General features: G+C 58.6%; 17 protein-coding genes. 12 read left to right on the top strand and 5 right to left on the bottom strand.

What is annotated here, in order from left to right; genetic code table 11:
* Nucleotides 1–68 precede the first annotated feature (68 nt).
* The 4 genes from AAY81_RS07360 to AAY81_RS07345 all read right to left on the bottom strand — a co-directional run bounded on the left by AAY81_RS07360 (nt 69) and on the right by AAY81_RS07345 (nt 4,820).
* The gene (locus tag AAY81_RS07360) at nt 69–839 is read right to left on the bottom strand and encodes an energy-coupling factor transporter transmembrane component T family protein (RefSeq protein ID WP_066663334.1); all 771 of its coding nucleotides are present in this window, start codon (nt 837–839) and stop codon (nt 69–71) included.
* Complete coding sequence (locus AAY81_RS10705; RefSeq protein ID WP_066663331.1) at nt 836–2,593, bottom strand: ABC transporter ATP-binding protein; 1,758 nt, start codon at nt 2,591–2,593, stop codon at nt 836–838. The genes AAY81_RS07360 and AAY81_RS10705 overlap by 4 nt, the downstream gene beginning before the upstream one ends.
* Before the next feature lie 37 nt (nt 2,594–2,630).
* Nucleotides 2,631–3,233 carry a tryptophan transporter gene (locus AAY81_RS07350; RefSeq protein WP_066663329.1) on the bottom strand — a complete coding sequence of 201 codons (603 nt, stop codon included), beginning with the start codon at nt 3,231–3,233 and terminating at the stop codon, nt 2,631–2,633.
* Between the two features lie 459 nt (nt 3,234–3,692).
* Nucleotides 3,693–4,820 carry a 5-methyltetrahydropteroyltriglutamate--homocysteine S-methyltransferase gene (locus AAY81_RS07345; RefSeq protein WP_066663327.1) on the bottom strand — a complete coding sequence of 376 codons (1,128 nt, stop codon included), beginning with the start codon at nt 4,818–4,820 and terminating at the stop codon, nt 3,693–3,695.
* A 302-nt stretch (nt 4,821–5,122) separates the two neighbouring features.
* Between AAY81_RS07345 and AAY81_RS07340 the strand changes: the two genes are divergently transcribed.
* The 5 genes from AAY81_RS07340 (at nt 5,123) to AAY81_RS07320 (ending at nt 12,617) form a co-directional block, all read left to right on the top strand.
* Nucleotides 5,123–7,459 (top strand): ATP-dependent helicase, encoded by a 2,337-nt coding sequence (locus AAY81_RS07340; RefSeq protein WP_066663324.1) that lies wholly within the window; start codon nt 5,123–5,125, stop codon nt 7,457–7,459.
* 37 nt (nt 7,460–7,496) lie between these two features.
* Nucleotides 7,497–8,432 carry a manganese-dependent inorganic pyrophosphatase gene (locus AAY81_RS07335; RefSeq protein WP_066663321.1) on the top strand — a complete coding sequence of 312 codons (936 nt, stop codon included), beginning with the start codon at nt 7,497–7,499 and terminating at the stop codon, nt 8,430–8,432.
* Nucleotides 8,433–8,662: 230 nt separating this feature from the next.
* Nucleotides 8,663–9,214 carry a helix-turn-helix domain-containing protein gene (locus AAY81_RS07330; protein WP_066663319.1) on the top strand — a complete coding sequence of 184 codons (552 nt, stop codon included), beginning with the start codon at nt 8,663–8,665 and terminating at the stop codon, nt 9,212–9,214.
* A gap of 24 nt (nt 9,215–9,238) precedes the next feature.
* Nucleotides 9,239–10,912 carry an AMP-binding protein gene (locus AAY81_RS07325; RefSeq protein WP_066663317.1) on the top strand — a complete coding sequence of 558 codons (1,674 nt, stop codon included), beginning with the start codon at nt 9,239–9,241 and terminating at the stop codon, nt 10,910–10,912.
* A 253-nt stretch (nt 10,913–11,165) separates the two neighbouring features.
* Nucleotides 11,166–12,617: a DHA2 family efflux MFS transporter permease subunit gene (locus AAY81_RS07320; RefSeq protein ID WP_066663310.1), complete on the top strand. Its 1,452-nt coding sequence runs from the start codon at nt 11,166–11,168 to the stop codon at nt 12,615–12,617.
* A 95-nt stretch (nt 12,618–12,712) separates the two neighbouring features.
* Here AAY81_RS07320 and AAY81_RS07315 read toward each other — a convergent pair whose 3' ends face one another.
* Nucleotides 12,713–13,150 (bottom strand): universal stress protein, encoded by a 438-nt coding sequence (locus AAY81_RS07315; protein ID WP_066663307.1) that lies wholly within the window; start codon nt 13,148–13,150, stop codon nt 12,713–12,715.
* Nucleotides 13,151–13,640: 490 nt separating this feature from the next.
* Between AAY81_RS07315 and rpsL the strand changes: the two genes are divergently transcribed.
* The 7 genes from rpsL to rplW are packed head-to-tail and all read left to right on the top strand — an operon-like array spanning nt 13,641 to nt 18,557.
* Nucleotides 13,641–14,015 (top strand): 30S ribosomal protein S12, encoded by a 375-nt coding sequence (rpsL, locus tag AAY81_RS07310; protein ID WP_066663304.1) that lies wholly within the window; start codon nt 13,641–13,643, stop codon nt 14,013–14,015.
* A 42-nt stretch (nt 14,016–14,057) separates the two neighbouring features.
* Nucleotides 14,058–14,528: a 30S ribosomal protein S7 gene (gene rpsG, locus AAY81_RS07305; protein ID WP_066663301.1), complete on the top strand. Its 471-nt coding sequence runs from the start codon at nt 14,058–14,060 to the stop codon at nt 14,526–14,528.
* A gap of 11 nt (nt 14,529–14,539) precedes the next feature.
* Nucleotides 14,540–16,642, top strand: a complete 2,103-nt coding sequence (fusA, locus tag AAY81_RS07300) for an elongation factor G (protein WP_066663298.1) — start codon at nt 14,540–14,542, stop codon at nt 16,640–16,642.
* 43 nt (nt 16,643–16,685) lie between these two features.
* Nucleotides 16,686–16,994, top strand: coding sequence for a 30S ribosomal protein S10 (gene rpsJ, locus AAY81_RS07295; protein ID WP_066663296.1), 309 nt, complete (start codon nt 16,686–16,688; stop codon nt 16,992–16,994).
* Nucleotides 16,995–17,008: 14 nt separating this feature from the next.
* Nucleotides 17,009–17,629, top strand: a complete 621-nt coding sequence (rplC, locus tag AAY81_RS07290) for a 50S ribosomal protein L3 (protein ID WP_066663294.1) — start codon at nt 17,009–17,011, stop codon at nt 17,627–17,629.
* A 20-nt stretch (nt 17,630–17,649) separates the two neighbouring features.
* Entirely contained in the window at nt 17,650–18,273 is a 624-nt protein-coding gene (gene rplD / locus AAY81_RS07285; protein ID WP_066663291.1) for a 50S ribosomal protein L4, read from the top strand.
* Complete coding sequence (rplW, locus tag AAY81_RS07280; protein WP_066663288.1) at nt 18,273–18,557, top strand: 50S ribosomal protein L23; 285 nt, start codon at nt 18,273–18,275, stop codon at nt 18,555–18,557. Before rplD ends, rplW begins: the two co-directional genes overlap by 1 nt.
* The last annotated feature ends 1,055 nt before the right edge of the window (nt 18,558–19,612 follow it).

Below are 19,612 nucleotides of genomic sequence, written 5' to 3'. Positions count from 1 at the left end.
ATGCGTATAATCGAGGCCCTGCGCGAACAGACGGGTTCGCGCAGGGCCTCGTGCGTATGGTGGGCGTGCTACAGCAGAACGGTAAGGCAGATGGAAGCAGCTAGCATGCCGATAACCAGCGCGAATGCTGCGTAGTCGGTTGCCGTCATGGGGTACTCGTGGTATCCCGAAGCGCGGGTGCGTAGATTGAACCCACGCACTTCTGCGGCAATGGCGGCGCTATTCGTCTTGCGTACGGAGCTTACTAGCAGGGGAACGCAGAGGGGAACCATGAGGCGTACCTTGTTCACGATGCCGCCTGCATCGAACTCCACGCCGCGTGCGGTTTGGGCCTCCATGATGCCGTGCATGTCATTCAGGAATACGGGGATGAAATGCACGGTCGAGGAAAACGTGAACGCGTAGCGATAGGGCACGTGCAGCACTTTCACGGCTGCGTTTGTCATGTCGGTGATCTTCGTAACGTAGAACGTCAGGAACAGGGGGATGGCTGCGGCTTCCAAGCGCAAGATGGTGGTTGCGGCCGCTCCGGCGCCGTCGGATCCCACATAGCCCCAGGGCAGGGGAATGAGCATGGCGCCGCTGGGGATGGTGAGTAGCTGGATGAGAGCCAGGATGGCCGAAAATACGAGCACGGCTTTCATGAGCTTTGACGTTTGCTGCATCATGTCGCAGCTAGCAGCCATGGCCACGCCAGCCATGAGCATGGCCAGGAGGAAGGGCAGGTTCGACGTGCAGAAGCAGGCCGCGGCAAAGATGATGGCGCCCAACAGCTTCGTGATGGGGTTCAAACGATGCAGCAGCGAGTTGCCAGGAATGTATTCCAGGAATCCCCTCATCGTGGGCTCCTTTCAGTTGCAGGTTCGTGCGATGACATGGATTGGTTGACGCGAATGTCGTCAATGGCGTTTGCCATGTCGTCGAGCGTGTTCGCGCGTGCGATGGTCGTGTTCGCCAAATCGGGGCGAGCGAGGGGTAGAGTCAGCGAAAGCTCTACTATCTGCGGTGGCGTCATGTGGGCGTTTTGGAGCGTTTCCTCGGAGCGAAGCATGGCGAATGTGGGGCCATCTCCAATGACGCAGCCTTCGTTCATTACGATAACGCGCTCGGCGAAGTCGGCTACCACTTCCATGTCGTGGCACACGATGATTACCGTGGTTCCCGAAGCGTGGAGGCGACGAATGATGCCCATGACCTTCTCGCATTCGCGGTAGTCGAGGCCCGTAGTGGGTTCGTCCAGGATGATGACGCGCGGCTCCAACACAACGATGGAAGCGAGCGCCAGTAACTGGCGCGTGCCGCGGTTCAGCAGGAATGGATCGTCGTCGGGGTTGAACCCAAACTCTTCAATGATTGCGTCAACACGTTTCGCGGCTTCCGATTCGTCCTTCTTCAACGCGCGGAAGCCGAACAGGAGCTCTTCGCGTACGGTGGGGCAGCATATCTGCCGGTCGGGGTTTTGGAATAGGAACCCCACGCGCTGGGCCAGTTCGCTCGTTTGCAGGTGCGTGGTGGGCTTGCCGCTTACGAGCACGGTGCCGGAATCGGGTTTCAGGAGGCCATTTGCCAAGCGCATGGTGGTCGACTTGCCTGCTCCGTTGGTGCCGGCGAATGCTACGAACTCACCTTCCCGTATGGTGAAGGACACGCCGCGAAGGATGGGGGTGCCCTCATCGTACGAGGCGTGTACGTTGCGGAACTCCAGAACGGTGGGTTGCGTGTGTGTGGGCGAACTCAGGCGTTCCACCTGCATCGTTGCGGTGTGTGTGGGCGTGGGTAGTGCTTCGGCTAGCATGTTGCGCGCTTCTTCCACGTTGCGGCATACGCCGTAGCCCAAGCGATTCATGAGCGTGGTTGCACGCGGACAGTTTACGCCCAGGTTGGCTAGTTCATTGGCGTGGGTAAGTACGCAGCGTGGCTCGTCGGCGAAAACGATTCGTCCTTCGTTCATGATGACCAGTTGGCTGGCGAAGCGTGCAAGCAGCGCGATTTTCTGTTCGACTACTACAACTGTGGTTTCGTGCTCGCGCGCGTAACGTTCCAGCAGTTCGAATACCTGAAGCGAGCTGGCGGGGTCGAGCTCGGCAGTTGGTTCGTCGAGTACGAGCACGCGTGGTTGCAGTGCCAAGATGGAGGCAATGGCAACCTTCTGCTTCTGTCCGCCGGAAAGGCTTGCGATGCTGCGATCACGTAGTTCGGCAATGCCCATGTCGTTTAGGGCCTCGCTAACGCGCTCCTCGATTTCGCTGTGTGGCACGCCGAAGTTTTCCAGGCCGTAGAGAATCTCGTCTTCCACGATGGAGGAAACCATCTGCGAATCGATGTCCTGGCAAACGCTGCCGACGACGCGCGATATGTCGGTGAGCGATGCTTCGCAGGTGTCCAGGCCGTCTACTTGCACGGAACCGTAGAAGTCGCCGGGATAGCAGTGGGGGATGATGCCGTTGAGTGCGTAGGTGAGCGTGCTCTTGCCGCATCCCGCAGGGCCGGTGATGCCCACGAAGGCTCCCTTGGGAATGTTTAGGTTCACGCCGCTTACGGTGGGCGCATCGCCTTCTCGGTATACGAACGAGAAGTCCCTAATAGTGATCATGCCAATCCTCCTGTGAGGTGAAACTCGTGATGCCAGCCTATTTCTTCAGCACCTTGCGCATGATGGGCACGAGCACTTGGTTCAGAATGGCGTTGAACGTGGCGGTGCCCAGCACGATGAGTGCGTATGCGCCTACGGCTGCCGCGAAGGTGGTTTGGCTGTTGGCGTTGCTCACCACGTTGATGTAGATGGCCATGAGTGCGAAGGTTCCGCCGGAGACTACCGTGGAAATGAACGTGTTGACGATGGGATTGATGTCGGCTTTGCCGCCGATGCGCATGGGGACCTTTACGAGCAGGCCGCAAACGAGCGCGCCCAGCACTTCCGAGATGATGTTCAGGCCCGGCGTGGCGTTGAGCATGGGCAGCTGGCAGATGAGGCCAGCGATGAGTCCGATGATAGCGGCCTGGCCCACCTTGGGGCGCGTGAGGATGATGGCCAGGCAGTACATGGCGATGATGAAGTTGGGCTTCATGCCAAACGAGGCAAGCATGGAGCCCACGGTGAGCTTCAGCACGGCGCCGGCTGCCAGCAAAACGGCGATGAGGATGAGGTCCTGCGTGCTCAGGCCGTTCTTTTCCTGGGCAACGGCATGTACGGTGCGCTTCTGGCCTGCGGGGGTAGCGGTTACTTCGGACATTGCTGTTCCTTTCGGTTGTGGCCGCTTATGCGGCCGGTTGCTAGGTTCGAATGCCTCGAAGTCGTTTTCGCGCAAATAAAAAATGGCCCGCCCTTCAAAACTCCGGCTTGGAGCTTCAAAGGGCAGGCCATTCAACCTGCGGTGCCACCTTTGCTTGGTTTCCTTGCGGAAACCCACTCGTGAACATGCCATCACATGTTCTGCCTCTAACGCGGGCTCACGGTCCGGATACTCGGCCTTCCTGTGGGTTGGCCTTTCCCCTTTCCCTCGGCGATCCATTTACCAATTGGCGTTCTGCGAGGATTCCAGCATCCCTCGCTCTCTGTGAGTGCCCGATTGGCTTGATCTTCGCCTCAACGGTTTCGAGCTATTCGATTGAAACGAAGTGTAAGGGCATTGGTTTGCCACTGTCAACAAGTTTTTTCAAAAGGGGTAGGCGATTTCGCCAAGTGGTAGTGGCTAGCCCCATACCTCCTCGGCGATTTCGCGGACCAGTGCAATCTTGGCCCATTGCTCGTCCTCGGTGAGCTTGTTGCCAATTTCGCAGCTAGCGAAGCCACACTGGGGCGAGAGGCACAGGCGGTCGAGCGGAACGTATTTCGCTGCTTCGCGGATGCGTGCGATGACCTGGTCTTTGTCTTCAAGCTCGGGGCGCTTCGAAGTAATGAGGCCTAGCACGACTTGCTTGCCTTCCGCAACGCTTGCCAGCGGTTCGAAGCCACCCGAGCGTTCGTCGTCGAATTCCAGGAAGAACGCGTCAACGTGCTCACGTGCGAATAGCGTTTTTGCCACGGCTTCGTAACCGCCTTCGTTGGCGTAGGTGGAGTGGAAGTTTCCGCGGCAGACGTGCGTGTTGATGGTAAGGCCCTCGGGACGTGCGTCGAGTACGCGATTGTTCACGGCGAGCAGCTGCTCCTTCACGGCTTCGATGCCTGCTTCGTCGGTGCCGAAGAATAGGGGTGCGCGCTTGTCGCAGAGCATGCCCCACGAGCAGTCGTCGAACTGCAGGTTGCGACAGCCTGCCTCGTAGAGTTGGCTGATGAATGCGCCATAGGCGGCCACCAGGTCGTCGGCGACCTCTTCGTCGGTTGCGTAGAATGCGCGGGTACGCTCGGCGTTGAACGGCATGATGAGCTGCTCCAGGAACTGTGCCGGCGCGGGGATGGTGAGCTTCGCGACCGTATTCTCGTCTTCTAGGTCGCGTACGAAGCGATAGTGGGCTACAAAAGGATGCTCGCTTTCCAGACGGATCTTGCCCGTTACGAAGGTGTCGTCGAGCATAGCCGCTTCATCGTGGAAGGGGAGGCCCGTTTCGGTGGGCGCATGGCCTATGCCTGCGAAACCCCACATGAAGTCGAGGTGCCAGGTGGCACGGCGAAACTCGCCGTCGGTGATCGTGGAAAGGCCAGCTGCCTGCTGCTTTGCTACTAGATCGCGGATGGCGTCATCTTCTACGGCTGTAAGCTCTTCGCGGGAGATTGCCCCCTCCGCGAATTGGGCACGCGCTTCGCGCAGCGCAGCGGGGCGCAGGAAGCTTCCAACGACGTCGAAACGATGCGGGGTCTTCTTATCGTAGGCAATGGCCATGAGGCGTCCTTTCCATGAGTATGAAAGCATTGCTGTTAGTATACGCGCCCGCCCGTCTGCAGGGCGTTCGGGAAAATCTATAGCTGACGCCTGAATTGCGTGTTCGTTTGGGGGCTTCTCGTATAAAGCACCTGGTGGGAAAGCGATGGGCTGCGTTACTGCTGAATGGGACTTGCGCATGGGCTTACCCTGTCGCGTTTTCGGCTCTGCTTACTTTGTGCCATCCCGCGGGGCGTGCTTCGTTATGAAGTAAAGTAAGTGGCCTACGACACAGATGAAATCACGTTATCGATGGGGAGTACATGGCAATCGACCTGAATTCGCTCAATCCCGAGCAGCGCGAAGCGGTGGAATGCACCGAAGGCCCGCTGCTCGTTCTCGCTGGCGCCGGAAGCGGCAAGACGCGTGTGCTTACGTACCGCATTGCCCATATGGTGGAAGACCTTTCCGTGCCGCCTTGGCAGATTCTGGCCATTACGTTTACCAACAAGGCGGCCAACGAGATGCGCGAGCGTCTGGATGGCATCGTGGGGCCAGCCGCCCGCGGCATGTGGGTTTCCACGTTCCACAGCATGTGCGTGCGCATTCTGCGTGCGAATGCCGAGGTGCTGGGCTTTTCGAATAGCTTCACCATTTATGCCGACGACGACAGCAAGCGCCTGGTGAAGGACATCATGGCGCAGCAGAACATCGATCCGAAGCGCTTTCCGGTGAACGCCATCCGCAACCGCATTTCCTCGGCGAAGAACGAACTCGTGCTTCCTGGCGAGTTCGAAGCCCAGGCTGCCGACCCCATTACCAAGGTGGCGGCCCGCGTCTACGACGAGTTGCAGAAGCGCCTGCGCCAGGCGAACGCATTCGACTTCGACGACTTGCTCGTATTTACGTGGCTGCTGTTCAAGAATCATCCCCAGGTGCTCGAGGCGTACCAGGATCGCTTCCGCTACATCATGGTCGACGAGTATCAGGACACCAACCGCGCCCAGTACGCCATCTGTCAGCTGCTGGCCGCCAAGCGTCGCAACCTCATGGTCGTAGGCGACGACGACCAGTCGATTTATAGTTGGCGTGGCGCCGACATTCGCAACATCCTGGATTTCGAGAAGGATTACCCGAACGCTCACACGGTGAAGCTAGAGCGCAATTACCGCTCTACGGCTACCATCCTGAATGCCGCCAATGCCGTTATCGCCAACAACGTGCATCGTAAGAGCAAGAAGCTCATCTCTACGGGCGAAGAGGGCGAAAAGGTGCAGGTGTACCTGGCCAGCGACGAGCGCGACGAAGGGCGTTGGATTGCCGGCGAGATTGAGCGCCAGCATGGCAAGGGCGCAAGTTACAACCAGTTCGCCCTGTTCTACCGCACGAATGCGCAGAGTCGTACGCTTGAAGATATGTTGCTGCGTGCGGGCGTTCCGTATCGCATCGTGGGCGGCACGCGATTCTTCGATCGCGCCGAGATTCGCGATGTTATGGCGTACCTCACGCTTGCTGTGAATCCTGCCGATGACATGGCGGCTAAGCGCATCATCAACGTGCCGCGCCGTGGTATTGGCAAGAGCACCGTCGAGCGCATCGACATGATGGCGATCGAGAATGCGTGCACGTTCCTGGAGGCCTGCCAGCTGGCTTGTGCCGATGAGTCCTTCCGTGCTGCAACGCGTCGTGCCCTGGGCGAATTTACTCAGCTCATCATGGAGACGTCCTTCTGGGAAGGCGAACTGCGCAAGCTCGTGGAGATGGTCATCGATAAGAGCCGCCTGGTGCGCGCCCTGGAAGAGGAGAATACCGACGAGTCGCGTGGTCGCGCCGAGAACATCAAGGAATTCTTGGGCGTAGTTGATGAATTCGCTGCCACGCACGATGACTCCGATGCGCAGTTCGCCGCGCCCGTTGCCGGTGGGGAAGGTGCGGAACAGCTGGGCGAAGAACCCGTTCGCGTGCTTTCCGGCAACTCGCTTTCCGACTTCATCGAGTGGGTTACGCTGCGTACCGACCTGGATACCATGAGCGACGACGGCACGGCCGTTACGCTTATGACGGTGCATGCCGCGAAGGGCCTGGAGTTCGACTATGTGTTCACCGCGGGCATGGAAGAAACCATCTTCCCGCATATGAGCAGCATGAACGACGGTGCGGGCGTAGAAGAGGAACGTCGCTTGGCCTACGTTGCTATTACGCGCGCTCGCAAGCGTCTGTACCTTACCTGTGCGGGTCAACGCAAGCTGTTTGGTCAAACGCAGGCGAATCCTCGCTCGCGCTTCCTGGCCGAGATTCCCTCCGAACTGCTTTCCACTACGGGCCTGGGTTCGTCGGGCTTCTCGGGAACGGGCTGGGAAAAGCGTGGCAGTCGTCGCGGCATTTCCGGCAGTAGCGCGGAAGCGGGGCAGGGACGCGTGTTCGGTACGTCCAGCGCGCGTGGCACGTCGAAGCGCGTGCATACGGCCCCGAAGGCTCCCCAGAAGAAGGCCGCCGCAGGTGCTACGTTTGCCATCGGCGACATCGTGGACCATAAGGTGTTTGGCCGCGGTCGCGTTGTGAAGGTAGATGGAGATACCCTCTCGATTCGCTTCTCGAAGAGCGGTTCCACCAAAAAATTGTTGAAAGACTACGCTCCAATTGTCAAAATCGGAAAGTAATCCATTTAGCCTGAAAGCTGCAAAGGAAGGAAATCCCATGGCAGAACCCATCATCATTGTGGGACACAAGAATCCGGACAACGACGCTATCTCGGCCGCTGTAGGCCTGGCGTTCTTCGAGAACGAGCTGGCTCGTCGCCAGGGCCGCGATGATGTGTACGAGGCCGTCTGCCTCGGCCCCCTTCCGCCCGAGACGGCTTGGAACCTCGAGCAGAACGGTATCGACGCTCCTCGTCTGATCGACCACGTGGAAGCTGGCCAGAAGGTCATGCTCGTCGACCACAACGAGCTGAAGCAGGCTGTCGATGGTCTGGCTGATGCCGAGGTCGTGGGTATTGTTGATCACCATCGCATCGGCGACGTTGCCACTGCCGCTCCCATTTACATGACGGTTCGCCCCTGGGGTTCTACGTGCACGGTCATTTCCGCGCTCTGCCGCCAGCATGACATCGAGATTCCGGTTGCCATCGCAAACGTGCTGCTGTCCGCCATCCTCACCGACACGGTCATCTTGAAGTCCCCCACGGCTACCAAGGTCGACGAAGAGCAGATCGCCTACCTGGAAGGCATCACGGGCAAGAAGTACGTTGAGTTTGGCCAGCAGCTCTTCAAGTGCCGCGGTGGCGAAGCCGATCTGCCCATCGAGAAGTACGTGGGTGCCGACGCCAAGGAATTCGAAGTAGGTTCCACCACGGTGCTCATCGCCCAGCACGAAACGGTCGACCTGGAAGGTGCCATGAAGCGCGAAGAGGAAGCTCGCGCCTACATGCGCAAGCTGCAGGAGGAAAAGGGCTACGACTTCGTGCTCGTGCTCGTTACCGACATTCTGGCCGAGGGCAGCAACTTCCTGGTAGAGGGCAATCATGCTGTCGTCGACAGCGTCTTCGGCATCGATAGCTCCAAGACGGTTTGGATCGATGGCATCCTGTCCCGCAAGAAGCAGGTTGCCGCTCCCATCCTGGCTGCCAACTAGCCTTCGCGCGGTTTCCGCCGAACAGCGACTGCAAGCCTGCTCCGCCATATCGCGGGGCGGGCTTTTTTCGTGCCCGAATCAATGCTTTCGCCAATTCGCAGGGCCGATCGTGCCGTTCTTCAGCCCCAATGCGTCGCTCGTGTGACGATTTGCGCCCTCGGCACTTTCGCATACTAAAGTGCGCTACACTGATTGCCACTGGTCCCGACACTTCCCAAGGGGGTAAGACTATGCAAGACGATTTTCGCGAGCTGGGCGAACGCATCAAGGGTCTCCGTGAGGCCTGCGAGGTATCGCGTCATTCCATGGCAGCCGAGCTTGGCGTAGATGTCGATACGTACACTGAATGGGAAGAGACGGGTGCCGACGTACCCATTTCCGCCATCTATCATATGGCGAATAAGTTTGGCGTTGAGTTCACCGAGATTCTTACGGGCGGCGAGACGCGCCTGACCAACATCCAGGTGGTCAAAGCTGGCGCCGGTCGTGAGGTGAACCGCCTTCCCGGTTATCATTTCGAGGATCTGGCCTGGCGTTTCTCGCATAAGATCATGCAGCCGCTCATGGTTACGCTCGATCCTTCCGACGATCCCGCGGAACTGGTTACCCACGGCGGCCAGGAGTTCAATTACGTAGTTCAAGGCTCCGTCATTCTCTCCTACGATGGGCGAGAGTACCAGCTCAATGAAGGCGACTCGGCTTATTTCGACCCCATGCACCCTCATGGCCAGCGGTGCGGAGGCAACGAACCTGCCAAGTTCCTCACCTTCATTGCCGAGTAGTCGAACGCGTAGCCAGGAGTCATTGTGGATTACATTCTGAGTAAATATTGTCCTCGTATTGAGTTCGATTCGTACGAGGATTTCTTCGAGAACTTCACCATCAACATTCCCCAGAACTTCAACTTCGCCTATGACGTCGTGGACGAGTGGGCACGCGTGGAGCCGGAAAAGAAGGCCCTGGTTTGGGTGGATGATAACGACGATCGCAAGGAGTTTACGTTCTCCGACATTTCGCGTATGTCCAACCAGATGGCCAACGTCTTTTGGGAGCAGGGCATTCGCAAGGGCGATGTCGTGCTCATGATCCTGCGTCGTCGCTGGGAATACTGGGTGTGCGCCATGGCGTTGTGCAAGATTGGCGCAACCGTGGTTCCTGCAACCATTCAGCTTACGCGCAAGGACATTGCCTATCGCTGCAATCTGGCAGGCGTGAAGATGATGGTTTGCGTGAACGATGATTACGTTTGCGAGCAGACGGAGCTTGCTCTCCAGGATGCTCCCTCGGTGCAGGGCAAGATCGTGTGTGGCGGCGAGCGTGAAGGCTGGCTGTCGTTCAGCGACCTTATCGCCAGCGCAAGCCCCGAGTGGCAGCGCCCCGAAGGCGATGCGGCCACGCAAATCGATGACATTATGCTCATGTACTTTACTAGTGGCACCACGGGCAATGCCAAGGCGGTGGAGCATTCGTTCAAGCATCCGTTTGGCCATATCATTACCGCGAAGTATTGGCAGCAGGTTCAGGAGAACAAGCTGCATATGAGCGTTACCGACAGTGGTTGGGCCAAGTTTGGCTGGGGCAAGCTGTATGGCCAGTGGATGGCCGGTGCCTGCGTGTTCTGCTATGACATGATGAAGTTCGTTCCGGCGAAGCTTCTGCAGGTCATGCAGGACTACAAGCTCACCACGTTCTGCGCGCCTCCCACTATGTATCGCTTTATGCTGCAGGAAGACGTTGCCAGCTACGACCTTTCCCCCATTCAGAACTTCGCTACGGCAGGCGAACCGCTGAATGCCGAGGTTACTGTGGCGTGGGAACGCCTTACTGGCAAGAAGATTCGTGAGGGCTTCGGCCAGTCGGAGGGTCCCGTGCTCGTGGCAACGTTCCCTTGGCTCGAGCCGCGTCCCGGTTCCATGGGCAAGCCTAGCCCGCTTCTGAACATTCGTCTGCTCGACGACGATGGCAACTTCGTGCCCGACGGTGAGGAAGGCGCCATTTGCGTTACGCACCTGAAGGATGCGTATCCGCCGGGCCTGTTCGTGGGTTACTTTGGCGACCCGGAGCGCACGAAGGAAGCCTTGGGTGGGGAATACTACAACCTGCATGACATGGCATGGCGTGACCCCGATGGCTATCTGTCGTTCGTGGGGCGCAACGATGACGTCATCAAGTGCTCGGGTTACCGCATTGGCCCCTTCGAGGTGGAGAGTGCACTGGTGGCGCATCCTGCGGTTGTGGAATGCGCCGTTACCGCAGCGCCCGACCCCATTCGCGGCAAGGTAGTGAAGGCTACGGTCGTGCTCGCACGCGGATATGAGGGCACGCCCGAGCTCACCAAGGAGCTGCAGAATCACGTGAAGAAGACCACGGCTCCGTATAAGTATCCGCGCATCGTGGAATACGTCGACGAGCTCCCGAAGACGGTGGGTGGGAAGATCAAGCGCAAGCTCATTCGCACGAATGACGGCATTGCCGATTAGCGCATCTGCAAAGCGTGCTTTCGAAGGGCCCTTGCTATGGCAAGGGCCCTTTTTCATGTAGGCGTAAAGCAAAGATGGAGCTTGTATGACGGCGCTTACGAGCGATGAGCCGTTTGTCGTAAAGTACCCACCTGTTATAGAGATAGCGCAGTGAGGGCACTGAATTCGCGAAGGCGGATGTCGTAACGAGCTAGGTTACGGCATCCGCCTTTTTCGTTGTCCCACTGCAAGTAGAAGGAGGTACTTGCTCTTCATGGATCAGATGAATGAAATGCCCAAGGCGCGCGTGCAGGTTGCTCATCCGTATTTGGCGCTTATGGGGCTGTATCTGGCTGGCTTTACCGGCATGTACAGCGAAACGGCGCTCAATATTGCACTTCCTCAGCTCTCTGCTGCATTTGGCGTGGACAGTGCGCTCACGCAGTGGATGGTAGTAGGCTACATGCTCGTCATTGGCCTGTGCATGCCATTCTCGAGCTTGCTCCTGAAGTGGGCGAGCGCGCGCAAGCTCACCATCTTCGCATTGGGTGCGTTTATCGTGGGCTCGCTCATTAGCGGATTCGCCAACGATTTTGCCGTTGCGCTCGTTGGCCGTTGCATTCAGGGCGTAGGAACGGGTATCGTGCTTCCGCTTATGTTTAGCATGGTCATGCAGGTTATCCCCCCTCATAAGCTGGGTGCCGCCATGGGCGTTACTGCGCTCGTCATCATGTTCGCGCCGGCCGTGGGCCCCACGTTGGCGGGTATCCTCATGGGCGCGCTTTCCTGGCGATGGATCTTCTTTAGCTTCGTGATCGTGCTTGCCATCGGCATGGTGTTCGTCGTGAAGTATGAGGTGAACTCCTTCGAGGTAACGCGTCCCCATGTAGACGTTCTCTCCGTACTGCTCTCGTGCGCCGGTTTTGGCCTGGTGGTGTTTGGCGCTGGTAGCGCTTCGAGCTTCGGCTGGCTTTCGGCGCCGGTGCTCGCATCGCTTATCGTGGGCGCGTTGTGCCTGGTTGCGTATGGCCGCCGTCAGATGGGCATGAGCGTTCCCGTTATCAACATGGATGTCTTCAAGGTGCGTGGCTTCCGCATTGGCACCTTGCTCATGATTGTGAATTTTGGCATCACCCTTTCGGCGATGTACATTCTGCCGCAGTTTTACCAGAACGCCATGCTGATTCCCGTTGCCGTGACGGGTATGCTGCTGCTTCCCGGCGGTATTGTGAATGCCCTGGTGAGCATGGTGGCTGGTCGCTTGTACGACAAGATGGGCGCACGTACGCTCTCCCTTGCGGGATTTGCACTTTCGGTTGTGGCTGCGGGCATGTTCCTTACCGTTACGCCTGCAACGCCGCTTGCATTCGTTATTGCCGCGCATGTGGTGATGATGGTGGGCGTGCCCCTGGCAATGTCGCCCGTGCAGACGCATGGCCTTGCTGCGCTACCTGCTCGTCTTTCCACGGATGGCACGACGGTACAGAATACGCTTCAGCAGGTCGGCGGCGCAATTTGCACGGCCGTTGCCACGAGTCTCCTCATGGCGGGGCAGGGCGCTTCGGGGGCGGCGGACGCGTCGCTTGCATTCTCGAATGGATCGCATTGGGTGTTCCTGCTGGTGTTCGCGCTTGCCGTGGTGGGGCTCATCCTGTCCCTCCGCCTGTCCGATCCGCGCAAAACCGTGCGTGAGGTCGAATCCTCTACGGCGCCGCAGGCTGCGTAGCGCTCGATGATATACGCCCGTCGCCGTACGGGCATAAAGAAGGCGCCCCGGAGTAATCCGAGGCGCCTTCGTGGTAGGTAGAGAAGTTGTTCGCGTTACTTTACGACCAGGACATCGCATTCCTGAGTGCGGATGAGGTGCGTGCTCACGCTACCCACAAAGGCATACTTGATGCTGGAAAGACCACGTGCGCCGCAGATGACCAGGTCGGGGTCGAACGGAGCGATGAGCAGGTTGTCGAGCGTGTCGTTGATGGAGCCCGCCTCGACGACGACTTCCACACTGGGAATGTTCTCGTCGGCTTTTGCCTCTTCCAGGATGTCGGCGATCTGACGCTCGGCTTCGTGCCTGGCCTGTTCGCACAGGTCTTGGAAATTGATGGCGCTCGCTTCGCTCGGCACGGCATCGACCACGTGGCCAAATCGAAGGGCGGCCTTGTTGTCGGAAGCCATGGCAACAGCCTTGCGGGCAACCGCGGACTGGGCGGAAGATCCGTCAAGTGCGCAGAAGATGCGCTGATATCCAGCTGACATGGGAGTCCCTTTCCTCGATGTATAGTTGCCTGCTTATTGTACCGCTTTTCTACGTGGGTGGATAAAGATGAGGGTTTTATACGCCATAGTGATACTTTTCTGGGTGATAGGCTGATGGGGGAGCTATCCATACATATATATGGTGTTGCTGCACGGGCCCATAAGCGTCCCTTGTGTAGTGCGAAACCCTTCTTCTCCGGGGATGTCAATACGTTTCTTGAAGATTCTGCGAACGACAGGCCTATTGAATCTTCGATTGCTCGCTCATACCTCAATCTAACTGGGAATACGGTAATTCACGCCTATGGATACGCCCGGGCGCGTGGCGTTTGACAGGTACTATGGGGGATAGTAAAGTACCACTTCGCGTCCCGCTGGGGCGCTTACTTTCGTGTGCGTAACAGCTGAACGCACCCGTTAGTGAAGAAGAAGGGCAAGGTGCCCGAGGTGGTTTGCTTCGGGTGACCAGGATACAGAAGGAGTAATCGCTTTGCCTACTATTAACCAGCTGGTCCGCAAGGGCCGCCACGACCAGGTCGTCAAGAAGAAGACCCCTGCGCTGAAGGGCAACCCCCAGAAGCGCGGCGTGTGCACGCGCGTGTACACCACCACGCCGAAGAAGCCGAACTCGGCTCTGCGTAAGGTCGCCCGTGTGCGCCTCGTAAACGGCATGGAAGTTACCGCTTACATCCCCGGCGAAGGCCACAACCTGCAGGAGCACTCCATGGTGCTCATCCGCGGCGGTCGTGTTAAGGACCTCCCCGGTGTTCGCTACAAGATTATCCGCGCTGCTCTCGACTGCGCTGCGGTTTCCGATCGCAAGCAGGCTCGCAGCCGCTACGGCGCCAAGAAGCCGAAGAAATAAGCGAAGCAACACTACTAGTAGTAAGTAACGAAAGGAAGCTTTATGCCGCGTCGTGCAGCAGCATCCCGCCGCGAAGTCAAGGCGGATGCAGTTTATAACAATCGGCTGGTCACTCAGCTGATCAACAAGGTTCTTCTCGACGGTAAGAAGTCCACCGCCGAGGGTATCGTCTACGGTGCATTCGACATCGTTGCGGAAAAGACGGGTGAAGACGCCCTGTCCGTGTTCAAGAAGGCCATGGACAACGTTCGTCCTACGCTGGAAGTTAAGCCGAAGCGTGTCGGCGGCGCCACCTACCAGGTGCCCATGGAGGTCAACTCCCGTCGCGCCACCACGCTTGCTATCCGCTGGATCGTCGACTTCAGCCGCAAGCGCAAGGAACATACGATGAAGCAGCGTCTCGCCGCCGAGATCATGGATGCCGCCGAAAACCAGGGCGCTTCCGTTAAGCGTCGCGAAGACCTCTACAAGATGGCTGAATCCAACCGCGCCTTCTCGCACTATCGCTTCTAGGGGGATCTAGCATGGCTAAGAATACGCTTCAGGATACTCGTAATATCGGTATCATGGCTCACATCGATGCCGGTAAGACCACCACGACGGAACGTATCCTGTACTACACGGGCAAGACCCACAAGATCGGCGAGGTGCATGATGGCGCCGCTACGATGGACTGGATGGTTCAGGAGCAGGAGCGCGGCGTAACCATTACCTCCGCTGCTACCACGTGCTTCTGGAAGAAGGACGGTAAGGATTACCGTATTCAGATCATCGACACCCCAGGCCACGTAGACTTCACGGCCGAGGTTGAGCGCTCTCTGCGCGTCCTCGACGGTGCCGTTGCTGTGTTTGACGCCGTTGCTGGCGTTCAGCCCCAGTCTGAAACCGTTTGGCGTCAGGCCGTGCGCTACGGCGTACCCCGCATCGCCTTCATCAACAAGTACGACCGCGTTGGCGCCGATTTCTTCCATGCTATCGACACCATGCGTGATCGTCTGGGTGCCAAGGCTGTTGCCGCTCAGGTTCCCATGGGCGCCGAAGATAACTTCTGGGGCGTCATCGACCTGGTTACCATGACCGCTTGGGACTTCAAGGCCGACGAAAAGGGCATGACCTACCCCGAGCCCATGGATGCCATTCCTGCTGAATTCCAGGAGCAGGCCGAGCTCTACCACCAGGAACTCGTTGAGGCTGCCGCCGACTGCGACGACGCCCTCATGGAGAAGGTCCTCATGGAGGAAGAGATCACGGTCGAGGAACTGAAGGCTGCTCTGCGCAAGGGCGTTATCGGCAACATGATCAACCCTGTCTTCGTGGGTTCTGCCTACAAGAACAAGGGTGTTCAGGAACTGCTCGACGCCGTTGTCGACTACCTGCCCAGCCCCGTCGACGTTCCCGCCATCAAGGGTACGAACCCCGAGACCGGCGAGGAAGACGAGCGCCCCAGCGATATGAAGGCTCCCTTCTCCGCTCTGGCATTCAAGATCATGACCGACCCGTTCGTTGGTAAGCTCACCTACCTGCGTGTTTACTCCGGTAAGCTCGAGGCTGGTTCCTACGTGGTCAACGCCACGAAGGACAAGAAGGAGCGCATCGGCCGTCTGCTGCAGATGAACTCCAACCAGCGTATCGACCTCGACAACTGCGCCGCTGGCGACATCGTTGCCGTCGTTGGTCTGAAGAACACCACCACGGGCGACACGCTGTGCGACGAGAACGCTCCCGTCGTGCTCGAGTCCATGGAATTCCCCGACCCCGTTATCGACGTTGCGGTCGAGCCGAAGACCAAGGCCGAGCAGGACAAGATGAGCGTTGCTCTGCAGAAGCTCGCCGAGGAAGACCCGACGTTCCGCGTTTCCACCAACGAGGAAACCGGCCAGACCATCATCGCCGGCATGGGCGAGCTGCATCTGGAAATCATCGTCGACCGCCTGCTCCGCGAGTTCAAGGTCGAGGCTAACGTGGGTAAGCCCCAGGTTGCCTACCGCGAGACGGCTACCACCCGCGCCGACAACGTGCAGGGCAAGTTCGTTCGCCAGTCCGGTGGTCGTGGTCAGTACGGCGACGCCGTCATCAACCTCATCCCGCAGGAGCAGGGTGCAGGCTACGAGTTCATCAACAACATCGTGGGCGGTGCCATTCCCAAGGAATACATCCCCTCGGTCGACAAGGGCATCCAGGAAGCACTCAACAACGGTGTTCTGGCTGGCTACCCCGTCGTCGACGTCAAGGTCGAGCTGGTCGACGGTTCTTACCACGAAGTCGACTCCTCCGAAGCTGCCTTCAAGGTTGCCGGCTCCATGGCCATCAAGAACGCTCTGAAGAAGGCCAACCCGGTCATCCTCGAGCCTATGATGAGCGTCGAAGTCGAAACGCCGGAAGAGTACATGGGCGACGTTATGGGCAACCTGTCCAGCCGTCGTGGCCAGATTCAGGGCATGGGCGACCGCGGCAACGCCAAGGTCATCAACGCCAAGGTGCCTCTGAGCGAGATGTTCGGCTATGCAACTGACCTGCGCAGTGGTACGCAGGGCCGCGCTTCGTACACCATGCAGTTCGATAGCTACGACCAGGTGCCGAAGAACGTGGCAGAAGAAATCATCAGCAAGGCTGGCGGTAACGCTTAAGCCCGAAGGCTTGCGTTTCGCTTCATAACGGAGGTTATACAAAGTGGCTAATCAAAAGATTCGCATCCGCCTGAAGGGCTACGACCATGAGATCGTGGATCAGTCCACCAAGCTCATCGTCGATACCGCCCAGAAGACTGGTGCCAAGGTATCCGGTCCTATTCCGCTGCCCACCGAGCGCAACATGTATTGCGTCGTGAAGGGCCCGCACGTGAACAAGGACTCCCGCGAACAGTTCGAAATGCGCACGCACAAGCGTCTGATCGACATCCTGGAGCCGACGGCCAACACGGTCGACTCCCTGATGCGCCTCGATCTTCCTGCTGGCGTTGACATCGAGATCAAGCTGTAGGAGGTTTGCAGAGCATGATTAACGCTATCTACGGTACTAAACTGGGCATGACCCAGGTTTTCGCCGAGGATGATACGGTCGTTCCCGTAACGGTCATCCAGGCTGCCCCGAACACCATCTGCCAGGTCAAGACCGCCGAGACCGACGGTTACGAGGCTGTGCAGCTGGGCTTCGGCACCATCAAGGAAAAGAAGGTCAACAAGCCCATGGCTGGCCATTTCGCCAAGCAGGGCGCGGAGCCTGTCCGTCACCTTCGCGAGGTTCGCGTCGAGAACGCTTCCGAGTACAAGGTGGGCGACACGGTAACGGTTGCCAACTTCTCCGAGGCTAAGCTCGTAGACGTCACCGGCACTTCCAAGGGTAAGGGCTTCGCTGGCGTCATGAAGCGCTACGGCTTCGCTGGTGGTCCTGGTGGACACGGTGCTCACTTCCATCGTGCTCCCGGTTCTGTGGGCATGTGCGCTACGCCTTCCCGCGTTCTGAAGGGCCTGCGTCTGCCTGGTCACATGGGCTGCGACACGGTTACCGTGAAGAACCTCGAGGTCGTTTCCGTCAACGAAGAGCAGAACCTGATTCTGGTCAAGGGTGCGGTGCCCGGCGGCAAGAACGCCATGGTCCGCGTTCGCCTGGCCTAAACCCAAGGAGTTAACACATTATGGCAAACATTGAAGTTAAGAACACGAGCGGCAAGAAGGTCGAAGTACGCGACCTGAACGCTGCGGTGTTCGGCATCGAGCCGAACATCCCCGTGATGCATCAGGTTGTGCGCGCTCAGCGTGCTTCCTGGCGTCAGGGTACGCATGACACCAAGACCCGTGGCCAGGTGCGCGGCGGCGGCAAGAAGCCGTGGCGTCAGAAGGGCACCGGTCGTGCTCGCCAGGGTACGATCCGCGCTCCTCAATGGGCTGGCGGCGGTACGGTCTTCGGTCCGCATCCCCGTTCCTACGCTTTCCGCGTGAACAACAAGGAAGTCAAGCTTGCTCTGCGCTCCGCGCTGTCCGCTAAGCTGGCCGACGAAGAGCTGTTCGTTGTCGACTCCTTCGGCTTCGAAGCTCCCAAGACCAAGGACGCGAAGGCTTGCCTCGAGGCTCTGAACGTTTCCGGCCGCACCACGATCGTGGTTGGCGACGAAGACGTGAACGCTTACCTCAGCTTCCGCAACCTTCCCCTCGTCGAGGTCATCCCCGTCAGCGAGATGAACACCTACGACCTGGTGAACAACAAGGCGCTCGTTATCAGCGCTGAGGCTCTGAATCGCATCGAGGAGGTGCTTGCATAATGAAGGATCCCCGCGAAGTGATCATCCGCCCCGTCATTTCTGAGCATAGCTACGACATGATGGAGAACAACGTTTACACGTTCGAAGTTGCCAAGAGCGCTAACAAGATCGAAATCGCCAAGGCTGTCGAGGAAATCTTCGACGTCAAGGTGAAGAAGGTCAACACGCTCAACGTGAAGTCCAAGCCGAAGCGCGTCCGCTACACCATGGGTCGCACCCGCACTTGGAAGAAGGCTATGGTTACCCTGGCCGAGGGCGACAGCATCGAGCTGTTCACCGCCTAAATCTAGCTTATCCGCTAGTACTGAAGAGCACCTGGCTAATGCTGGGTGCTCTTTTTTGCGTTGTTTGGGGTGTTCGACCTGGGGGAGGGGCGTGCCCCGCAGCCTCTCAGGCGCACCCGCTCCGCTGCTCGCGTGGTTTCGGCCCCGCACGGGCCGAAACCTACGCTCGTGCGCTCGCTGGTTCATGCATGTACTTGCGCTGCCCATAGTTGCCTGCGGAATTGCGTGAAGCTTCGCTTCCCGCTTTCCGCGAGCAACTATGGGTACAGCGCGTTTGTTTGTTTTCACAGTGCACCCGAGAGCCTGCGGGGCACGCCCCTTGTCGCGGGTCGGGTAGGGCTACAACAAAGGCAGCTAATCATCGCAGCCTGCGGGGAGCATCGCTGCGCTCGCTCTTCTTGCTGGTAGGTTTCTCTATTCCCGGGCGGTGTCCAGTTCGCTAACTGGGATCGCCTAACATCTTTCAGCAACCGTGGTTGTTGCCGATGCTTCTCCCCTTAATTGCTTTCGTTGGGGCTATTTGGATTAGCCGTGCTTGTTGTCAGGGCTGGATTCGCTGCGCGAATCGGCGCCTTCGCCCAGCTTGGGGTATGGGGTGGGTTATTGCCTGTTCGGCTGTTGGATTGCCGAATAGTCACTGACTTTCGTTGTGCGCACCATTGGTTCGGCTCGTAACGTACTGGCGATGCTGCGGGCCTACGGCCCGCAGCGAGCGGGATGGATGCCGTCCTTGGTTGGGTTCGAGCAGGTCGAAAACCGATTTAAGCGAGGCTGCTATTTGCCCATCGTGGGGAAGTCTTACCAGGTCGTTAAGTATCCGACCCGCGTATGACAGTAAGTTGAACCGGGTAGGTCGGGCGGCCGCATGGCCCCGTAGGGACACTGTGAAAGCAAAAAAATAAAGCGCTATGCTCGGGGTTGCGGCGTAGAGAGCGGGAAGCAAAGCTTCACGCAAATCTACGCCGCAACCCCGAGCAGCGCAAGTAAAAGCATGAACTAGCGAGCGCACGAGCGTAGGTTTCGGCCCGTGCGGGGCCGAAACCACGCGAGCAGCG

The sequence above is a fragment of the Denitrobacterium detoxificans genome, assembly GCF_001643775.1.
In the GTDB taxonomy this organism is placed as follows: domain Bacteria; phylum Actinomycetota; class Coriobacteriia; order Coriobacteriales; family Eggerthellaceae; genus Denitrobacterium; species Denitrobacterium detoxificans.
This window is presented reverse-complemented; position numbering and strand designations above follow the sequence as displayed.

Coding starts and splice junctions, on each gene's coding strand:
- AAY81_RS07330 (WP_066663319.1), top strand. CDS start 8,663: ATGCAAGACGATTTTCGCGAGCTGGGCGAACGCATCAAGGGTCTCCGT.
- rplD (WP_066663291.1), top strand. CDS start 17,650: ATGGCAAACATTGAAGTTAAGAACACGAGCGGCAAGAAGGTCGAAGTA.
- rpsG (WP_066663301.1), top strand. CDS start 14,058: ATGCCGCGTCGTGCAGCAGCATCCCGCCGCGAAGTCAAGGCGGATGCA.
- AAY81_RS07315 (WP_066663307.1), bottom strand. CDS start 13,150: ATGTCAGCTGGATATCAGCGCATCTTCTGCGCACTTGACGGATCTTCC.
- AAY81_RS07350 (WP_066663329.1), bottom strand. CDS start 3,233: ATGTCCGAAGTAACCGCTACCCCCGCAGGCCAGAAGCGCACCGTACAT.
- AAY81_RS07340 (WP_066663324.1), top strand. CDS start 5,123: ATGGCAATCGACCTGAATTCGCTCAATCCCGAGCAGCGCGAAGCGGTG.
- AAY81_RS07345 (WP_066663327.1), bottom strand. CDS start 4,820: ATGGCCATTGCCTACGATAAGAAGACCCCGCATCGTTTCGACGTCGTT.
- AAY81_RS10705 (WP_066663331.1), bottom strand. CDS start 2,593: ATGATCACTATTAGGGACTTCTCGTTCGTATACCGAGAAGGCGATGCG.
- fusA (WP_066663298.1), top strand. CDS start 14,540: ATGGCTAAGAATACGCTTCAGGATACTCGTAATATCGGTATCATGGCT.
- AAY81_RS07360 (WP_066663334.1), bottom strand. CDS start 839: ATGAGGGGATTCCTGGAATACATTCCTGGCAACTCGCTGCTGCATCGT.
- rplC (WP_066663294.1), top strand. CDS start 17,009: ATGATTAACGCTATCTACGGTACTAAACTGGGCATGACCCAGGTTTTC.
- AAY81_RS07335 (WP_066663321.1), top strand. CDS start 7,497: ATGGCAGAACCCATCATCATTGTGGGACACAAGAATCCGGACAACGAC.
- AAY81_RS07320 (WP_066663310.1), top strand. CDS start 11,166: ATGGATCAGATGAATGAAATGCCCAAGGCGCGCGTGCAGGTTGCTCAT.
- rplW (WP_066663288.1), top strand. CDS start 18,273: ATGAAGGATCCCCGCGAAGTGATCATCCGCCCCGTCATTTCTGAGCAT.